Source organism: Alkalihalobacillus sp. CinArs1 (assembly GCF_947387515.1).
Classification (GTDB): Bacteria; Bacillota; Bacilli; order Bacillales; family Guptibacillaceae; genus Guptibacillus.
In genome coordinates this window covers 152,285-171,832 of record NZ_CANDOB010000002.1, presented here as the reverse complement: position 1 = coordinate 171,832, position 19,548 = coordinate 152,285, and the positions used below count along the sequence as shown (strand labels likewise).

Sequence of the window (19,548 nt, the reverse complement as noted above, 5' to 3'; positions counted from 1 at the left end):
TCTTAGCTACTGTATTGCAGCCTTTTCTTTGCTTTCATAAGCTTTCTCTACCTTCTTCTCCTCGATCCTTTTATCCACCTTCAAAAACAACAGCATCCCTACCCCGCCGAAAAGAACGTACTTCAACCCCATCATCCAAGGAGGCACAAACCCACCGATTATAATATCGACCGCTGCGACAAGCATCGCGATGTAGAATACCATTTGATGAATTGCGAGATAAGAACTCCTCGCATGATCTGGCGCTAAGTCTCCTAACATCGCCTGGCGAACAGGGATGTACATGAGCTCGCCAATTGTGACGACCACCATGACAGCGATCAACACCCACGGCAGTTGAAACATCGTGAAGAGTGCATAGCCGATCGAATAAATCGAGAGGCCGACCATAAGCACCGTCCTGTTGCTCCATCTCTTTACAAGCCACGTGATTAAGCCAGCTGCAAACACAACTAGAAACGTATTCTCTGAGCGTAAGATCCCAAGCATCAAGACGCCGTCTACATCGACATTCCACTCTCTGAAGGAAATAAGAGATTGAGAGGTTATTTCATCTGCAAAATGAATCGCAAGGAAATTCGTCAGCTGTTCTTCTAATGAAAGAACGAGAATGCCAGCGATAAAAAACATCATGAATACACGATCACGGAAGACGATTTTATAATTGTTTAAGATCGAACCTTTATTTGTTGTTTCAGCTTTAGATGAGTCGATGATGTAGGATTCTGTGATGAAGAGTTGTGTGATTAGAGCTGAGAGGAATGAAACAATCGCAATCACAAGGAACAGGTGAAACAAATAGTCATAGAAAAAGATCGCACCGATTATACCAGCGATACCTGAGGACATATTTCCTATCCAATAGAGAAGTGTAAACACATAGCGGCGATTTTCTGAATTCGTGACATCGAGTACCATCGCTTGTGAGACCGGTCCGAGCACTCCTCCGAAAAACATGGAAAAAATGAACACAGCATACGTCAAATAGGGTGCATCAAGCCATGGAGAGTTTAGAAATGCGATGATAAAAAACGCGATACCCGTACCAAGTTCAGAACCGACCATCAGTCGTTTTCGACCGATGCGATCGGAGAAGTATCCCCCGATCATCCCACCTGCTACTCCAATGAAAACGAGGCTTACAAGCATGAAGCCCGTGACGGTCTGACCTACTTTTTGAGCGAAATAAACCGTCAAGAATGGCATGACCATCATAGTCGCGAACGTGGTGAAAAACTGGGTGACGATACGAATTTTGATATTGTAATGAAGATTCTTAAATGACAATTCCGTTCACCTCCTCACTGTTTAGGGCCAAATAGCAAGAGTGCATGTTTGATGTACATATCCCACCGGTTTCTTTCTTCGTAGCTATCGATTCGCGTCAACCGAACACCGTTTAGAAAAGCAAGATACGTATCCGCGACATCATCTGGATGAAGTTCAATGAGCTCGCCTACTTCCTGCCCCTTCAAAATAAGTGGACGTAGTGCATCTCTTAATTCTAATGAAAACCGATCTAATTCGATGAACAGATCATGAAACCGGTCAGGCTGTCCGATCACGTACTGAATCATTCGCGAATATGTCGCCTGCTGAGCGAAGAATTGAAAGTGAGCGGAGATGAGTTCTTTCAATTGTGCCACCGGTTCTTCTGTTGGCTCTGGTGAAGCTAACATCACTCGTTTGATCTCATCTAACGGTTCAAGCACCGCCGCTTTAAAGAGTTCGTCTTTGTTCTCAAAGTATGTAAAAACGGTTCCAAAACTAACCCCAGCTTCTTTTGCGATGTCCTTTATCGTTGCCTTCGAATAGCCGCTCTGAGAAAACATCTGGATCGCAGCTTCTAAAATACGTGCACGCTTTTCTTCCGATTTTGGTAAGGCCATAACATTCCCCTCTTTCATTCCACTACTTTTAACTGATTGATTAATCAATCATTATTATACCGAACAAAAATACACATGTAAACAATTTACATGGAATTCGTTTCCACAACGTTAATCGCGATCTCCCCAACTCCTCTAGAGACGCACGATAGCATCTTATTCTCCTTTTCTTTCTCCGTTAAAAAAGTATCGCTGTGGATGACTTCCCCTCCACATACAGTAACTTCGCATGATCCACATATCCCCATTCTACAGGCATAAGAAACCGGATATCCTTCGTCTAGAAGCCTCTCTAACAAACTTTCATTTTCTTTCACAAGAAGCTCATCTCCTCCATTAACCGTCACGCGAAACGGCTTAGGATTTCTAATCTTAGCTGCAGGTCTAAATCGCTCTTCATGCACAACGCGAGATGGAAAACGGAGCTCTCTAGTTGTATCCACTACCATTTCCATAAAGGTTTCAGGACCACACACATATACATGAGTCCCAATCTTCCTGTTTTCTAACGCCTCTCTTACCTGCTTCTTTTTTTCCTCACGAGAACCACTGTAAAAGAAAACTTGTTCAGTGTACTTCAAAAGTTCCTCATAAAATGGACAACTTTCAACATTTTTCACCGCATAGTGAAGCTCAAACGTTTTCCCCAGTGTGGATAAGTAAGGCATCATTGATAGAAAAGGGGTGATGCCAATTCCTGCAGCGAAAAAGATAACGTGCTGTGCTTCTAGATGAACAGGAAAGTAATTGTCAGGCCCTGAAACTAGAACGCTATCACCTACTTCAAGGTGTTCATGAAGATAATGAGAACCACCGTTAGCACTTACTTTTTTTACAGCGATCTGATAGTCATTTGTCATTTCCAGAGGATTATTGATGAGAGAATACTGACGATCGCCCATCGGGAGATGCAGCGTGAGATGAGCACCAGCACCAAACGGATCCACGGCTGTTTCAGAAGAAAGTGTGAATGCTTTTATCTGAGGTGTTACTTGTTTGATTTGCTCCACTTTTACTTGATACCGATCCTTCATTTTCTTCATCCTTTAATCGTCAGATTCTATGAATACAGGATAAGCGAGATGTGCTCTATGATACGATGAATAATGCTCTGAAGGTTCAAGCTGATTCCGACAGTTTTCACAAACAAACCTCTCATGAGTCACTAGACTCGTAATGTGATGACACTGCGAACAAAAAGCCCTCATCTGTTGTTGTGTTTCTATGTATATATCATTCCTTGCATAGCCTAACGAAACCGCCACTCGCTCCGTTTCTAGCGCTCCTTCCCCGCAAAGGATGAGCGCGCTCCCTATAGGCTGTTCAGATAACAACGCTTCTACTGTCCCATCACCAAGCTGACTGATTACCTTAAGCTGAACAAATCTATCTCTATTTTGTAATTCTCGCTGCTTGCACTTTGCTCTTTCCCTATGAACATGATCTGAAATAATCAACACATGACGATACGTTTTCAGCGCTTTCTTCATCGTTCAATCTTCCTTCTTTTCAAAGCCTTCTCAAGGAACCCCAACAACTCAGGCTTATACAGAGAAATGCCTTTATAGTCAGCGAGTTCCTGTGGAAGTGTCTTTACGTTCGTATAAAACTTCTTCAGCCAATCATCGTTCGCCACTAATTCGTTTAGTGGAAGCAGGTACGTATGAATTGAAAACAAGATATCGTTTGTTACTGGTAATCGAAATAATCGCTGTACCTCGACACGTAAATTCACCAATTCACCTGCATTTTCTTTCGTTACGTGATATCGAAGCTTTCCCCAATCGGAATACGTTTCAAGCGGCGTATCGAGTTTATGTGAAATGGTAATGGACCAATTCTTACGTTCCCATGCTGTGTTTGGACGTATTCTCGTGATGAACCGTTCTACTTTTTCTATGAATTCCGCTATCGCTGGAACTGGCGTATGAATCGTCTTAAACTCCATTCCAAGCACGAACGTTAACGACCAATTCGAAGGAAAGCATAGCTGTCCAGCTTCTAAAAACAATCCATCATGCCTATCACCCATCACGATAAGATCCTCCTGCACGTGGCGACCTACTAGATCCAGGGGCTCGAAGTCTATTGAAGAATGATCTCGATAAACAAACGTTTCTTCCTCTTGAAGCAAGTGATTAGTAAATACGTATGTGTTCCCTCTCCGTTTAAAGGAAAAGTGCTCAGGTTCGTACGTAGCTAATTCTCTGAAAACGAGCAAAAGGGTTTCCCACTGTGACTCTAGCGAAATAGGTAAGGAGCGATAGCAACGCTCGTGGTTTTCTTCAAGAAGCTTTCGTTTCAACCGAACTTCTTCTACATAATTACTCGAAACTGTCACGGTTCGCGCTGGAATGAGAGGAGAGGAATTATTTGTGTATTCATAGTGATCAGACGTAAATGGAAACGGAAATTCTACCTTACTAGACATTCTGAACACCTGCCATTTTTGTAGATAGTGACTAACTTCCATAATGACGCGCTGTTTTCCTCCATTAGCGGTATGCAAAAAAGCCGCAGCATCGCTACGACCGTTCTTCCCACTTCATAACCACATTTCCCTTCTTGTGCCCCTGCTCTACATATTCATGTGCTTCAGCAATTTGATGGATTGGGTAACATCGATCGATGACCACTTTTAGTTTCCCTTTTTCAATTAATTTCTTCAAAAAACGTAAATCATCCACGTTTTCGTCCGTTATCCCGCCGATCACTTTCTTACTGCCTATTTTTGAAGTCCAGATCATCTGAAAGATTTCTCGATAGTGAAACACAGCTAATACATATAAACCATTCTGTTTAAGAGCGTCTTTAACCCGTGAGAAAGTCGTTTTTCCTACGGTATCAAAGATGATATCATACCTCTCTCCACGCTCAACAAAGTCTTCTTTCGTATAATCGATTACTGCATCTGCACCAAGAGACTTCACCAACTCAACGTTCGTAGAGCTGCAGACCGCTGTCACGTCTGCACCAAAATACTTTGCAAGCTGAACAGCATACGTTCCTAAACTACCAGATGCACCGTAGATTAAAACATTTTGTCCGCTAGTAATCTTCCCTTTCCTTAGAAAATCTAGCGCCGAACATCCTCCAAACGGAATAGACGCAGCTTCTTCAAAGGTCATGCTGGGTGGTTTGTGTGTGAGCGGACCTTCCTCAAATAGACGAATGTATTCAGCATACGTTCCCTGTCCACAGAATCCGAAGACATGGTCACCGATCTTAAACCGCTTCACTTCATTTCCCACCTCGACGATTTCTCCCGCAAAGTCCATCCCTAATATTGGTTTCCTTGGTTTATGAAATCCGATGGCCATTTTTGAAATTGGCCAGAATGGTAACGACTCCCTCGTTCCACGACGGATTCGTGCATCGCCTGAAGAAACAGTTGTGGCGTGAACCTTGATCAACACCTCATTATCCGCTATAACCGGTTTCTCAACCTCTTTCAACTGAAGAACGTCTGGTGCCCCGTATCTTTCACAAACCACTGCTTTCATCGATCTCCCCCCCTTAGCGCGCTCCGCAAATCAGTTTATTCTTCAAGGTAAATACCTATGTATGTTCTCTCCTTTTAGAACGCTCTCTTTATCGTCATAAAAAAAGATCAGCTGCATGAAGCAGCTGACCTCTTATTACCGTTTTCACTTTAAGCAGGGTACCCAAGAATCGCTTTTTTCTCTAGATATTCTTCTATACCATAATCGCCCCATTCGCGGCCGATTCCTGACTGCTTGTATCCGCCGAATGGTGCTGCAGGGTCGAGTTCTGCATTATTAACCTTGATTCGACCAGCGCGGATACTTGTTGCCACCTTACGAAGGGTGTCTTTGTCATTACCGAATACATAGCCTGCTAGTCCATATACCGTCTCATTCGCAATTTCAATTGCTTCGTCGATCGTTTCATATGTTAAGACGCACATTACTGGACCAAAGATTTCTTCTTGCGCAATGACCATATCATTTTTTACGTCTGTAAAAATGGTTGGTTTCGCGTAAAAGCCTTTATCGAGACCTTCTGGCTTTCCTGTACCTCCAGCGAGCAATGTAGCCCCTTCATCAATGCCTTTTTGGATATAGGATTGAACCGTGTTCCATTGTTTCTCTGAAACGAGCGGCCCTACATAGTTATCACCTTGTGGATCACCAACTGGGAACTTCGGCAGCACACGTTTCAACGCTTCTTCAAACTCTTCTTTCATAGAAGCAGGAATGAGCGTTCTTGTTGCCGCGGAACAAACCTGTCCGGTATTCGTTGCGATGTGACTGACGGCAGCTTTTGCTGCTTTTTCAACATCTGCATCGTCTAGAACGATAAGTGGAGATTTACCTCCGAGTTCAAGTGCAACATTCTTAATGGTTTCTGATGCGTTTTTCATAACTTTCTCACCTACAGCAGCTGAACCTGTAAAGGAAACAAAGTCGATATCTGGATGAGAGCTGATGCCATCACCAATCGTTTCACCCGTACCATTTACTAGATTGAAGACGCCTTTCGGGACGCCGACTTTGTCAAAGATTTCAGTTAAGATAATCGCCGCAAAAGGCGTTAGTTCAGCAGGCTTCAGTACGACCGGGCTTCCTGCAGCGAACGCACTCGCGATCTTCGTAGAGGTCTGATTCGTCGGGAAGTTCCACGGTGTGATCAGACCGCTGACGCCCACAGGTTCTTTAACCACAGTATGATCGCCTCGATCTTCGGAGAACGTAAAGTCTTTCAAGACTCTCGCAGCTTCTGAAAAGTGATTGTAGCCCATGTTGTAATGAACGTTCTCTGAAATCTTACGAGGTGAGCCAAGTTCCTCCGTAATCACGTCGATGATTTCTTCTTTTCGATTCGCATATTCTTCTGCGATTTTTTCTAACATCTCAACACGTTCTTCTCTACTTGTTTGAGAGAATGTTGGAAATGCTGCTCGTGCGGCAGCTACCGCTTTATCAAGGTCTTCCTTTGTTCCTAAGCTGATCTTTCCGATCACTTCTTCCGTTGCAGGGTTGATCACCTCGTGTGTTTCCGAACCGGTTGATTCGACCCATTCACCGTTAATGTAATGTTTTAAATGGTTACGCATGATGTAAAAACTCCTTTGGTCAATTTTAATTCTTTTCATTTCCATATTTTCTCTTTTCCGTGTACATAGTGACTGTTTCCGCTCACAGCTGACTTCAAACATCATGATGTTTTTCAATCTAATGAAACCCTTTTCTTTGCTTCTCTCCGTTTCTAACTTTACACTTAAAGGTAGGCAAACCTTGAGAGGATGGTGTATGAAATGGGACAACAGATCAAAAGAAAAACGGCAATCGTAACTGGTGCAGGAAGCGGTATTGGACGTTCAACTGCACTTGAACTCGCAAAAGAGGGCGTAAACCTTGGATTGATCGCTCGTACAGAAAGTAAGCTTAACGAAGTAGCAAAAGAAGCTGCATCTTACGGGGTAAAAGCAGTGGTCGCACCTGCTGATATCGCGAATCTTGAGGAAGTCGAATATGCGGTAAAGAAATTACACGATGAATTAGGCTTCACTGACATCCTGATCAACAATGCTGGGATTGGGGTCTACGGATCTTTCTTAGAACTTGAACCAGAAGAATGGAAGCGTGCGATCGAAGTGAACGTGTACGGTACATATCACGTTACTCGAGCAGTCCTGCCGCAGATGATTGAAAAGGACGCTGGAGACATCATCAACATCTCATCGAGTAGTGGATTGAAAGGGACGGCAGGTTCGAGTGCTTATAATGCATCCAAATTTGCGATCCAGGGCATGACGGAAGCACTTATGCAGGAAGTGAGACGAAACAACATTCGTGTCTTCACCTTAAACCCAAGCCTTGTCGCAACGGAGCTCGCCTTTGGAGGCGATTCTGATAAAAATGATAAAGAAAAGTATATGCAGCCTGAAGACCTTGCTGAGTATATGGTAGGTCAATTGAAACTGCACCCTCGTATGTTTATTAAACAGTCGCTGCAATGGGCAACAAATCCATTTTAAGAAAAAGGGAACTTCCTTAGTTGGAAGTTCCCTTACTTGTTGGTTTAGGATTGTGGTACCGATTGATTCTTTTGTTCATTCCCTTTTGTTTGAAGCACCTTTAATCCACTTCCGATATCAGATGCTAGAATGTAGTTTCTATCCACGAAGACACCCCACACATCGGATCGCTCCGGCGTATATCGTGCAACTTCTTTCGGTTCAGAAGGATTCGTGATATCTACTGCTATAACCCCTCCTGCATAATGGGAAAGATAAAGGGTATTTCCACGTACTTTCGGATCGTGAACCGTCTTTGAGAACGTGACATTGTTTTCTTCTTCGATATCATATGTTAATTCTGTTTTAAATTCGCTCAACAGCTTCGGGTTCGTTTTATCTTTAATATCGAAAATACGTGTATATCCATAAGCTTCTTCATATCCATCTTTTACAGGATCGTATACTTCACGCGTTTCGATTAAAATCGTACCGCCTTTCGCGAGTGTAGCAGAGTGAGCAGATCCTTGCTGATCAGAGGCAAAGTCAGTCCTGCCAAGGTATTCTGGCTCAGATGGGTTAGAGATATCAAAGAGAACCGTACCAAGATCCCACATCGATACATACGCATATTTCCCAGTCTCATCAACCATCGTACTGTGATTAAAGAGCGGCCTTGTTTTTCCATCTGGTGAATTCCAGTGGTAGCCATTGAAGTCATCTGCTACTTCCGGAAGCGTTCTTGGATCAAACTGCCAGAGTGTTTCAGGATTTGTAGGATCTGTTACGTCAACGATCTGAAAGTCCTTTTCTTCCCCGTGACTGAAGTAATCAGCATAAGGGTTAGCTGCCACAACGACCGCACGGTTCCCCTGCGTCGTTAAGTACAACTCGTGCGTACCTCTCGTCTTTTTCGTCACTTCCCAAAATCCTAACTTCTTAGGCTCGTCAGGTGCTGTGACATCATACAGTAAGAAGCCACCTTTAGAGTCTGGGTTGTTTTTATCTAGCTGCTGAACTGAAACAACCGCTAAATCCCCCTTAAAATCTGGAGTGTGAATCGACTTTACAATCACTTTCTCTTGCCATGTTCCTGGAATATCATCATTCGCAAACACAGCTACTTCTTCAGGGTTTGCAGGGTCTTTCATATCGAAAACGCGAACTCCCCCGTTCCCGCCATTTCGTACATGCGTACCTACATAAGCGTACCCTTTGTGCGCGTAGACATCAGCAAACGAATTTTGCTTGCCATCTTCACGTACAATATCCATCTCGGGTGCTGCAACTTCTTTTAAAAACTTCAGGTTCTTACTACCTTCCATCACTGGTGCCGCCACATCCTGGTAATTCGCTCGCTCACCTTTCTCAATATTTACATCGCCGATTTCATCATGGGCAAAGACGTGTCCGGGAAGAATCATTGAAAAAGCCAGCGCTCCAGATAGTGCCGAGTTTACTATGTACTTCTTGTTCAACCTAACGACCTCCATTTTTTTCTAAATTATTTGATAATTTAAATAATAGCACGTTTGCTTTACATATAAAGGATTTAATTGGAAAATAATTACTTAGAACTACCATTATCTTTTATGTATAGGACTATTGACGGTCATTCAGTTGCTTCGCACGTCTAATCTGTAAAATTTTTCTTTACAAGAAGAAAAGCTGACCTTCGCTAGGTCAGCTTTTCACCTTTATTTACTATAGATTGCATTTGAAAGAAGACGATAGAGATCATCAGTATGATCACGGAACCCTGCTTCAATTCCAATCAACGTGACATCTTCATCTTTTTCTTTTACGAGTACAGGTTTACCCTGTGCAGGATCTCGTTCTTCCCAGTGCCCCGCAACAAAGAATTCGCTGTTGTTTACGAATGAAGCATGAACATCTGCGACTTCAACATCTGTGTACCAGACGGGTTGATAAACAAAACCGTAGTCCGTTGATTCATAGCCTGCTGTTAATGGTGTGGCGTTATAATCAACACGAACGATTCCATTGCTGTTGTAGCCGCCGGTATGAACCGTTACATCCGTTAATCCTAGCTTCTTCGTAGATTGTGATGCTCCTGCACCAACTGCAATATACTTTCCACCTCGATCAACAAAATCGTTGAGATTCGCTTTTAAAGATTCCAGCTGACGTTCGTTTTCGAGTCCGAACGCTGCGTTTGCTTTTGAAAGATCATAAGATAACATCCTAGATGTACCACTATAAATAAAAACATCCGTCTGCTCACTCAAGCCTTGTTCAGCTAACTGTTTTGGTGTGATCTCCTCGACGTTATACCCTAATCGCTCGAGTGCTGCTAGCGTTCCTGCATGAGATTGGGATTTACTTATCCCGCCATCTTTTAAGATTGTCACATTCTGAGACGTCAGCACGTCACCTGAGATTGCCTCATTACTCACAACTTGAATGCCGGATTCCTTCACAAGCTTTTTCAGCTCTGGCGTTGATTCAGATTGGATATAGTATTCGCCCTCACCCCCTCTTCTTATATCGTACCCGGCTTCGATCAGCGTGTTTGCTAGATGAACAGCTTTGACCGATGAGTTAGGAATCACGTAGGGTCCGTCGCCAACGAGTACGCCAGCAGAGTTCACCTTGTTGACGTCTTTTACCTTCACATCAAAATCACTTTCAGCACGAACTTCAACTGCTTCAAAGCCCCATAGTTCAGGTAAATTCCATGCGGAAATATCATACATAGCAGGGGTGATGTCGGTAATATCTTCCCCATCCCAAAGCATCGTGTTCGCAAGTCCAGCTTTTGCTTGACTCATATCCACAACGTACGTACCTGCTGGATAGGTCTCTCCATCGTATTCAAAGTCTTTCTTCGCCTCGGATACGGTGATGTCGTTAAACTCTAAATGCTTTACTGCTTTTTCCGTAGCTGTCGGATCTTTCTCGTCTACAGGCAGGATATACGCTTTAGGGAAGAATCCTTCCTTATGATAAGGATGATCGAATTGAATGCCCCTCTTGAACACTTCAATCTGATCTTTGATCATATCTTTTTTATTGTCGTTTGAGAATTCAAGTGCGCCCATCACTGCATCATAATGCCATTTAACTCCGTCCCAATCGTTCGTTGGAGCTTCAAGCGTGAAGCCATATGCACCATGGTACATCGCATACATCGGCGTGAAGATCGGTGGATAATCATCCCATCCGGCTTCGTCATCTCGCTGAGGAATATATGTACCTGTCATCGATTGATAATCAACATTCGATTGTTCAACGTTCGTGTTTTTGTACGCCTCGCGATTATCTACAATCTTTCCTTCCATCGCTTCTGCTTGATCAAGCGCCCACTTTGAATAAAGATCATATTCATAGTTTGGATTGTGCGGCGGTGTACATGGCTCGATCAATCCGGGATGATCTGGACCTCCAAATGATTTGATATAACCATGAAGATCAAGGAACACCATTGGGTTCCATTCTTTGATCAAGTCGACGGTATGCCTCGTTTCAGGCTGAGACTGTGTGATAAAGTCACGATTTAAATCAAAGCCATTTCCGTTAAAACGCGTCGCATCGATGCGTCCGTCAGGATTTTGGACAACGTTGAAGATAAGGATATGATTTTCTAGTAGCTCTTTCGTTTTTTCATCGTTTGCTGTAGCGAATCGTTCGATCAATTGAAGAGAAGCATCCGTCCCTACAAATTCTGTACCGTGTATGGAACCGTTGATCATCACGGGAACTTTGAAGTCAGGGTGTTTCTCAATGAACTTCTCCGCTTTTTCAGGGTTGTTGAACATTTTCTTTCTTAACGCTTTCTGATAGCCATATTTCCCTTTCGTAGTTGGATCAGAGATGGTTACGACGAATAGTTCATGACCATCGGAAGATTCAGAAGATGTCTCGATCGTCATTCGATTACTTTTCTTTTGAATGTCTTGAAGCTTATCACCGATCTTCGAATACTTCACAAAATCGTAGTTTTCACTATTGAAAAGACTACCATCTTTCTCCTCATAGTTTTCAGCAGTATGAACCTTGTCGCTTCCATGGGTATTAGCTGAACCAACCATTGGTGCAGCTAACAAACCGAGTGCCGTTATTCCTGTTATAAGTTGATGTTTCATCTCTTACCTCCGCATTCTATGAACTAGTACACCTCCTAATTTTAGTATTTTTATTCCTGTTTTTGTATATAACATTCATCCTTATTATGGGAGGTACCTTTTGACCTATCATCCTCTTTCTATCACTCACTTTGACGTTGTAAAACGCTTTGTTTACTGCACCTTTTTAAACGATTAGGTCTTTTGATTCAGCTCAAATTCATACACTACTCTTGTACTATGATCGATTGAAAAACACGATGATTTTATGCCTTACAGCAAAATTGTCTATGAAACTTTTTTATTTCAAGACCCCAAAATTTCCATAACCGTTCAAAAATTACTGCAACGTTCATTCTCAACATATGTTATCTTTATAGAGATGCAAAACACGCAGGAGGAAGAGCGTACATGTTTGATAATGAATTCGATGTTGATATGGATAAGGTTGTCTCGTTTCTAAGAGAATATGGCGGCCATCACTTATCACACCTGATTTTATTACAGGATAAACAGATTTTCTGGGCTCAGGAAAGTAAAGTGTTAATCGCATACAGACGAACCGGAAGCAAATTGATGGTATTAGGTGACCCGATCGGTGAGGAGTCTTTGCTAAAAGATGCCATCGACGAATTTTGCGACTACAGCAGAGAGCTTGGATTAACGCCGATCTTCTATCAGGCATCTCCATGCTACATGCACCATTACCATGAGCATGGGTACCGGTTTACGAAAATCGGTGAGGAAGCGATCGTAAACCTCGAGAACCTTACGTTTGCTGGGAAGCAGTGGGCGAAGCTTCGAACAAGGTGTAATAAATTTGAGCGGAACGGATTCACGTTCTCCGTCATGCACCCTCCTTATTCCAGTCGACTTCTCCGAGAAGTAGCAGAGGTTTCGAAGTCATGGCTTGGGTCTCAGAAGGAGAAAGGCTTTTCTGTCGTCTCGTTCAGCGAAGATTACGTTTCATCTTTCCCAATCGCTTTACTGAAAAATCCTGAGGGTCAGATCATCGCGTTTGCCACCATCGCGACTTCTAGTTACAGCTGTATCGATTTGATGAGGAAGGGTGCAAACAGTCCACACGGAACGATGGATGTGTTGTTTATTCATATATTCAAATGGTTAAAAGAACAAAACGTTGAGAAGTGCAGCCTCGGAATGGCCCCGCTCTCGAATGTTGGAAATCACAAAGATTCGCCAATGTGTGAGCGCCTGATGCGCCTTGCCTTTTGTCACGGAAACAGCCGCTATAATTTTAAAGGACTACAAGAATTTAAAGCCAAGTTCGCGGACTCATGGGAACCGAAATATATTTGCCACAAAAAATCATTCTTTCCAACGTTAATTGTTCAACTGATCGCGTTGATCAATCATCCACCAGTAGCGAAAACAAAAGCTTTTTCCCGCATAAGGGAATTACTGCAAAATACAGGTTAAAGAAAAGGAGACGGGAATGCCCGTCTCCTTTTTATGCTTATGCCCTTACTAGATTCGTATCTTTCTTAATCAGGATGACAAACAGACTCGCAAGCAAACAAAACATTCCAGCGTAAAGAAACGCCCACGTATAAGAAAAGAACACCTTATAGATGAGCCCGCCTCCGTAAGCTGCAACGGCAGCGCCTGCTTGATGAGAGGCGAAGATCCAGCCGTAGATCATGCCGCTTTTCTCCAAACCAAAGATTTGCCGCGATATGTTGATCGTCGGTGGCACTGTTGCAATCCAGTCCAATCCATAGAAAACTGAGAAGATTACGAGTAACGTGACTGAGCCCTCAGTCAGTGCGTATGGCAACAGTAACAGCGAGACGCCTCTTAGCGAATAATACCAGAATAATAGCCACCTGTTATCGAACCGATCAGACAACCATCCTGATAGCGTTGTTCCGATCAAATCAAATACTCCCATAAAAGAAAGAAGTGCTGCAGACGTCACTACAGTAATTCCAAAACTTATGCAGTAAGAGATAAAATGTGTGCCGATCAAGCCACTCGTTGAGAGGCCACAAATAAAGAAGCTTCCGGCAAGCAGCCAAAAAGCCTTAACTTTTACAGCTTCAAGAAGAGCACCGAACGCCATCTTAATCGGATTCTTATTCCCGAACGCTTCACTCTCTTCGCGCTCCTCCTCAAGTCCATATGGAAGAACACCCACATCCCGAGGTGAACTTTTCATAAATAACAAAACGACGACAAACATCACGACACTGAGAAGGAAGATGAGTCCTACCGCCCATCGCCACGAATAGTGATCGATGATGATCGCAAGAAGTGGCAAAAGGATTAACTGGCCCGTTGCCGTGCTTGCAGTTAAGATTCCAATCGCTAGTCCTCTTCTTTTCTCAAACCATCGGTTCGCCACATACGGACTCAGAACTGTAAGAAATAGACCCGATCCAAGACCGATGATTACGCCCCAAATCAAGATGAGCTGCCATGATTCCTGCATCACGTATGTTAACCCTAAACCAGAGAGCAGCGTCATCATGGCGAACACCATCATTTTCTTAAGTCCGACGACCTCGATAAGAGCTGCCATGAATGGGCCCGAAAAACCATATAGAAACAAGCTGATTCCAAATGCCAACGATATGACCGAGCGATCCCAGCCGAACTCATTTTCAAACGGAATGATAAAGACCCCTGAAGATGAACGGATGATACCTGCTACGATGATTGTGAAAAAGGTAATGACTAAGATGATCCAGCTATAATGGATTCGTTTCACAGTTGCACCGCTCTACTGCTCTGGGTACGTTTCACGTAGAAATGTGATCGACTCATGAATCAATTCTTTCAGTACATCAACATCGATATCGTCTACTTTATTGATGTACACACATGCTTTCCCAGTTGTATGCTTTCCGAAGCGTTCAAGTATTTCTTCTCGTTTCGGCTCCCCTGTTGCAAAATATAAACTGATCTTCGCTTTACGAGGCGAGAATCCAACAAGCATCATATCTCCTTCATGACCGCTTTTGTATTTATAATGATAGGAGCCAAATCCTATGATGCTTTCTCCCCACATCTTTGCGTCGTATCCTGTTTCTTCAGTAAAAATGTCGAGCAATCGATACGCATCTTCACGTTTCTTTTTGCTTTCAACATTTTCAATAAACTCGATAACGCTTTTGTCGTTTTCTTTCGTCTTTAACTCATAAGCCATCTCAAACTCTCCTTTAGACTATGAATACATTCGATCCGTTTTATTCAAAAGTTTCTTTTCTTTCTCAGGGTCGAGGCCCGCTTTCCAATCGAGCGATGGGTCTCTCGTTTTCAACCACGCTAACGTGTCTTTAACGGTCTCTTCGATCGGACGGTACGTTAGCCCCTTCGCAATCGCTCTATCAACGCTGATGTCAGCAGCTGCGTTATTCGATTCCGGTAACCATAGTGGCAGGTCGCTCCATGGTGTAACTCCTTGGCTGATCAAAAACTCTTCATCTAACCAGTGAAGGAGCGCTTTACTTCCACTTATGCGCATACAGGTATCGAGCAGCTCTCCCATCGTCAGATGACGTTCTGGACCCGTGACATTATAAACGCCTGTCACCTTCTTTTCCGTCATTTTTACGATGCAATCTGCTAGGTCTCTTACATCGATGAATTGAATCGGACGCTGTGGTCTTCCTGGCGCGAGCACATCGCCACCCTCTTCTAATCGTTTCACCCAATAGCTGAAGCGATCTGAATAATCGTGCGGTCCAACAACTAAACCAGGCCGTATATGCAGCACTCTCCCCGGCATATGCTTTTCCGCTTCTTTCTCGGCAAGTGCCTTCAACGCTCCATAATGTTCCCCAGGAACAGCACCTTCAGCCGTTACTCTCTCTGCTTCTTCTTCAGAAATAACTTGAACAGGCGACTCCTCCGTACAAGGCTTTTCGCCAAACTCTTTATACACTGAAATCGTCGATATAAATGTATAATGATCGACAACTTCTGCTAATCGTGCAGTGGAATTGGAAACGGTTCTCGGAAAATAACCGCTCGTATCGATGACTGCATCGAACGATCTTCCGTTAAGAGCCGAAAGATCACCGTCTCGATCTCCAATCAATGTTTCGACTTCAGGAAAAGCGTGATTTCCTCGGTTGAAATGAGTAACTTCATGTCCATTCTTTAATGCCCGTTCAGTAATATACCTTCCGATGAACCGCGTACCGCCTAGGATAAGAAGTTTCATTCGTACGCCTCCCCTTTTAATTAAAGTCAGACATGATATGATTTCTTCTTCGAGCTTGAAATTCCTTTATTCTTGTCGGAATAAGAATAATTGTGCCACTTCAAAAAAAGGATGTGCTCATCGGCACACCCTTATTTCCTGAAGAAAGTTCGTTTAGATTTCTACTTCCATCTTTCTCCCTGCTCCTTACCAAGTTCAATCGCACCCTCTGGGATAAGGATTTCACCCGTCTCTTCTGAGGATAACGCTTTGATGACTGACCTTGATAAGTCTTGCGGCGGATACGGTTTGATGAGATAATCCTTCACACCGAGATCCAGTCCTTTTTGCTTGTCTTCTGTTACCGTTGAAACGACAATCGGAACATCCTTCGTCCGCTCCGTTTCTTTTACTACCTTCAAAACATCCCAACCGCTCAGTTCTCCATCTAACAAAATGTCGAGAACGATGCCACGCGGCGTCATTTTTTCGATCATGTGGATGGCAGATTCACCGCTTCTGCAATGATAAACATCGAACCCACTCGCTTTTAGTTCTTCCATCAATAAAAGCGCCAGACTATCATCGTCTTCTACAATGAGAACTCCACCATCTTTAGGCGTGTCCATCTCTTTACCTAGAATAGGCAAAGAAATAGTAAATGTACTCCCTTGTCCTAAGCTCGATGTCACAGTCAGATCTCCTCCGTGCGCTGTGGCAATTTCTTTTGAAATCGCTAGGCCTAGGCCTGTTCCACCAATCTGACGTCGATCACTGTTATCCACCCGATAAAACTTCTCAAACAAGTGAGACATCGCTTCATCTGGAATGCCTAGCCCTTCATCTTCTATGTGCAGGTGGATCATGCCGTTCTTTTCTTCAAAACGAAGTGTGATCTCACCACCTTCAGGAGAATATTTCACAGCATTGCTAATCAAATTATTAAGCAATTGCGTGACTTTATCCGTATCTCCTAATATCTCATGATGGTCACTCGTATCCTCAATATTAAAACGATGCGTTTTGTACGTTTCTATATAACTCTCCAGCACGTCAGAAACGATTGGTTTTAAGTTGATCGCCGTCTTCTCATACATTTGTTTCCCTGATTCCATGCGCTGAATATCGAGAAAATCGTTGATCAAAACCGTTAGACGACTCGCTTCTTTATGAATCGTCTTCAAATACCTCTTCTGCTTTTCAGGCTTTAGATCTTTTGAAATCATGAGCTCTGTAAACCCTAGCACGCTTGAGAGTGGCGTACGGAGTTCATGGCTCACTGTACTAACAAACTCGTTCTTCATCTCATCCACTTCATATTCTCTTGTAATATCTCGATGAACAAAGATTGAACCGATAAATTTATCCGCATTATGCAGGTGCTCATAATACATCCGAATAAATCGGGGAACTTCATGGTTTGTTTGATAGACGAGTTCACTTTCTTGCGGTTTGATTCCTTTTATCACACGGTTGATATATGTTCTTACCACGTCCCGATAGTCTTCATCCACTTTTCCTAAAAACGTGCTGCTCCACACATCGAAGTCTTTTTTTCGGTTTTCATCTGAGATACACGCGTCCAACATTGAACACATTTGGTTATTCACTGAAATTGTGTCACCTTTTCGGTCGACTAACTGAATGCCTTCTCTAACCGTATTCAAAACTTCCATCGTAACTTTACGTTCATTTTCCGTAGTTTCATATAAACGCAGCTTATCGAGAGACAGTGAGATCTGCCTGCATAAGTCGTCTACTTCGTTCACTTCTTTTTCTGTAAATACGGTTCCGATTCGTGTGAGACACATAAGTGCAACAGGCGTACCCTCAGAAATAATCGGTAAGTATAGATCATATGAAAGAGAACGCTCGAGAGCATGGTAACCAGCTTCTCCCTCAGTCGCTTGTCTGCTAACGATGTGATAGTTCTTCTGTGTGATGGCTTTTAATGCTGGCCCGTCATCGATATGATTTATCCAGCGTTGTACCATCTCGTTTTTTAAGCCAACCGCTGCATAGTCCTTATTTTGATTGAGGAGAACGATCAATCCTCTATCAGCATTGAGAATTTCGATCAAGTTCGAAATGATGCTTTGCAGAAGATCTGTTTTACTCAAAGTTGACGCTAATGCGCGGTTCAACTGATTGCGATGCTGAAGAACTTTTGTTTGATAATTCATCGTCTTGACGCTCTGCTCAAGCTCTTCCTTGTTAACTTTTAATTCCTCACGCTGCTTGAGAAGCGCTTCGTTTGTACTGATCAGTTTACTTTCATTGCTTTGGATGCTCATCACCATCGAGTTGAAAGCTCTCGCTAGTTCACCTAATTCATCAAACCTTTTTTCATGAGGCACCTCAACACGCTCGCCGGCTGAAACTTGACTCGAGGCGATCGCCAGTTCATGTAGAGGACGACCAACTTTTCGAGCCATCACACCGACAAGCACGGTAGCGATCAAGAGTAGGAAAACAACGAACGCTATGAAAAGGTCTTGTATCGTCGAAAGACGGTTGATGAGCTCTTCATCGGTCTCTTTAATATCCGTTCTGATTGAGTTGACGAGTTCTCTGATTGAATCTTTGGCTGTATATACAAGGTCACTCCCACCCATGTCTCGAGAAAGTCGTTGAAGTCCTTCTGTATTATCAGCCGACACTAAATCTAGCGCTTCTTCAAACAACCGATTATAGCGAACGAGATAATTTTCAAGATCCTTTATTTTTTGCCGTTCTTCGTCTGTGCTTAACTTTGGTTCTAGGTTCGAGATGTTTTCTTCAATCTTAGCTTTTTCTTGTTCATAAGATGCGAGGAAAGGGGAATCAAGTCTAAACCCTAAGTACCCTCTAGCTTCAAAAAACATCTGGTTCAAACTATCTTCAAGCTCAATCGCAGCTTCATATTTACTTCTGAGATCGTTTATCTTCGTCTCATACGTTCTCTCGATTTGATGTGTGAATAACCCAAGCGCTATCGTCACAAGTACGATAACGACTAGAAACCCTCCCATAATTCTTACAAACTGATGAGAAAGACTATTCTTCCAGCGTTTATTCATCTAAGATTGCCTCGACTGTTTCTAATAGATTGATAGGGCTAAAAGGTTTTGAAAGAAAATAATTTGCTCCTGCTTCTTTCGCAAGGTCTTCATCTTTCTTTTGTGCCTTAGCTGTTAACATCATGATCTTTACGTCATGATTCCCTTTGGCTCTGATCGTTTCGATAACTTCTAAGCCTGTCATCTCGGGCATCATGTAATCGAGCAGCACAAGGTCATAAGGATTTGAATTGATGAGATCGAGCGCTTCAGCGCCATCCTCTGCTTCATCGATTTCATAGTCATTGTCTTCAAGTGTATCTACGATCAACATGCGCAAAATTTCTTCATCGTCTGCTACTAGTATTCTCGCATTCATATTCACTAC

The 19,548-nt window shown here is 43.1% G+C and carries 16 protein-coding genes; 2 read left to right on the top strand and 14 right to left on the bottom strand.

Features of this window, described 5'->3' with window-relative positions:
* Positions 1-6: 6 nt before the first annotated feature.
* The 7 genes from PFZ69_RS09350 to PFZ69_RS09320 all read right to left on the bottom strand — a co-directional run bounded on the left by PFZ69_RS09350 (position 7) and on the right by PFZ69_RS09320 (position 6,966).
* Positions 7-1,287, bottom strand: a complete 1,281-nt coding sequence (locus tag PFZ69_RS09350; RefSeq protein WP_270180811.1) for an MDR family MFS transporter — start codon at positions 1,285-1,287, stop codon at positions 7-9.
* A 14-nt stretch (positions 1,288-1,301) separates the two neighbouring features.
* Complete coding sequence (locus PFZ69_RS09345; protein ID WP_270180810.1) at positions 1,302-1,889, bottom strand: TetR/AcrR family transcriptional regulator; 588 nt, start codon at positions 1,887-1,889, stop codon at positions 1,302-1,304.
* An 86-nt stretch (positions 1,890-1,975) separates the two neighbouring features.
* Positions 1,976-2,923, bottom strand: coding sequence for a PDR/VanB family oxidoreductase (locus tag PFZ69_RS09340; RefSeq protein ID WP_270180809.1), 948 nt, complete (start codon positions 2,921-2,923; stop codon positions 1,976-1,978).
* 12 nt (positions 2,924-2,935) lie between these two features.
* Positions 2,936-3,379, bottom strand: coding sequence for a hypothetical protein (locus PFZ69_RS09335; protein WP_270180808.1), 444 nt, complete (start codon positions 3,377-3,379; stop codon positions 2,936-2,938).
* Positions 3,376-4,320: a heme-dependent oxidative N-demethylase family protein gene (locus PFZ69_RS09330; protein WP_270180807.1), complete on the bottom strand. Its 945-nt coding sequence runs from the start codon at positions 4,318-4,320 to the stop codon at positions 3,376-3,378. The genes PFZ69_RS09335 and PFZ69_RS09330 overlap by 4 nt, the downstream gene beginning before the upstream one ends.
* 94 nt (positions 4,321-4,414) lie before the next feature.
* Positions 4,415-5,392 carry an NAD(P)-dependent alcohol dehydrogenase gene (locus PFZ69_RS09325; protein ID WP_270180806.1) on the bottom strand — a complete coding sequence of 326 codons (978 nt, stop codon included), beginning with the start codon at positions 5,390-5,392 and terminating at the stop codon, positions 4,415-4,417.
* A 149-nt stretch (positions 5,393-5,541) separates the two neighbouring features.
* The gene (locus PFZ69_RS09320; RefSeq protein ID WP_270180805.1) at positions 5,542-6,966 is read right to left on the bottom strand and encodes an aldehyde dehydrogenase family protein; all 1,425 of its coding nucleotides are present in this window, start codon (positions 6,964-6,966) and stop codon (positions 5,542-5,544) included.
* Positions 6,967-7,167: 201 nt separating this feature from the next.
* Between PFZ69_RS09320 and PFZ69_RS09315 the strand changes: the two genes are divergently transcribed.
* Positions 7,168-7,890, top strand: coding sequence for a 3-ketoacyl-ACP reductase (locus PFZ69_RS09315; RefSeq protein ID WP_270180804.1), 723 nt, complete (start codon positions 7,168-7,170; stop codon positions 7,888-7,890).
* Positions 7,891-7,934: 44 nt separating this feature from the next.
* Here PFZ69_RS09315 and PFZ69_RS09310 read toward each other — a convergent pair whose 3' ends face one another.
* Positions 7,935-9,347 (bottom strand): LVIVD repeat-containing protein, encoded by a 1,413-nt coding sequence (locus tag PFZ69_RS09310; RefSeq protein WP_270180803.1) that lies wholly within the window; start codon positions 9,345-9,347, stop codon positions 7,935-7,937.
* A 219-nt stretch (positions 9,348-9,566) separates the two neighbouring features.
* The gene (locus PFZ69_RS09305) at positions 9,567-11,975 is read right to left on the bottom strand and encodes a M14 family zinc carboxypeptidase (RefSeq protein ID WP_270180802.1); all 2,409 of its coding nucleotides are present in this window, start codon (positions 11,973-11,975) and stop codon (positions 9,567-9,569) included.
* Positions 11,976-12,365: 390 nt separating this feature from the next.
* Between PFZ69_RS09305 and PFZ69_RS09300 the strand changes: the two genes are divergently transcribed.
* Positions 12,366-13,394, top strand: a complete 1,029-nt coding sequence (locus tag PFZ69_RS09300; RefSeq protein WP_270180801.1) for a phosphatidylglycerol lysyltransferase domain-containing protein — start codon at positions 12,366-12,368, stop codon at positions 13,392-13,394.
* A gap of 37 nt (positions 13,395-13,431) precedes the next feature.
* Here PFZ69_RS09300 and PFZ69_RS09295 read toward each other — a convergent pair whose 3' ends face one another.
* The 5 genes from PFZ69_RS09295 to PFZ69_RS09275 form a co-directional block, all read right to left on the bottom strand.
* Positions 13,432-14,685, bottom strand: a complete 1,254-nt coding sequence (locus PFZ69_RS09295) for an MFS transporter (RefSeq protein ID WP_270180800.1) — start codon at positions 14,683-14,685, stop codon at positions 13,432-13,434.
* Between the two features lie 12 nt (positions 14,686-14,697).
* Positions 14,698-15,123: a DUF1801 domain-containing protein gene (locus PFZ69_RS09290; protein ID WP_270180799.1), complete on the bottom strand. Its 426-nt coding sequence runs from the start codon at positions 15,121-15,123 to the stop codon at positions 14,698-14,700.
* Between the two features lie 18 nt (positions 15,124-15,141).
* Positions 15,142-16,143 (bottom strand): NAD-dependent epimerase/dehydratase family protein, encoded by a 1,002-nt coding sequence (locus PFZ69_RS09285; protein ID WP_270180798.1) that lies wholly within the window; start codon positions 16,141-16,143, stop codon positions 15,142-15,144.
* Positions 16,144-16,304: 161 nt separating this feature from the next.
* Positions 16,305-19,181 (bottom strand): ATP-binding protein, encoded by a 2,877-nt coding sequence (locus PFZ69_RS09280; protein WP_270180797.1) that lies wholly within the window; start codon positions 19,179-19,181, stop codon positions 16,305-16,307.
* Positions 19,174-19,539, bottom strand: coding sequence for a response regulator (locus tag PFZ69_RS09275; protein WP_270180796.1), 366 nt, complete (start codon positions 19,537-19,539; stop codon positions 19,174-19,176). The genes PFZ69_RS09280 and PFZ69_RS09275 overlap by 8 nt, the downstream gene beginning before the upstream one ends.
* Positions 19,540-19,548 lie beyond the last annotated feature (9 nt).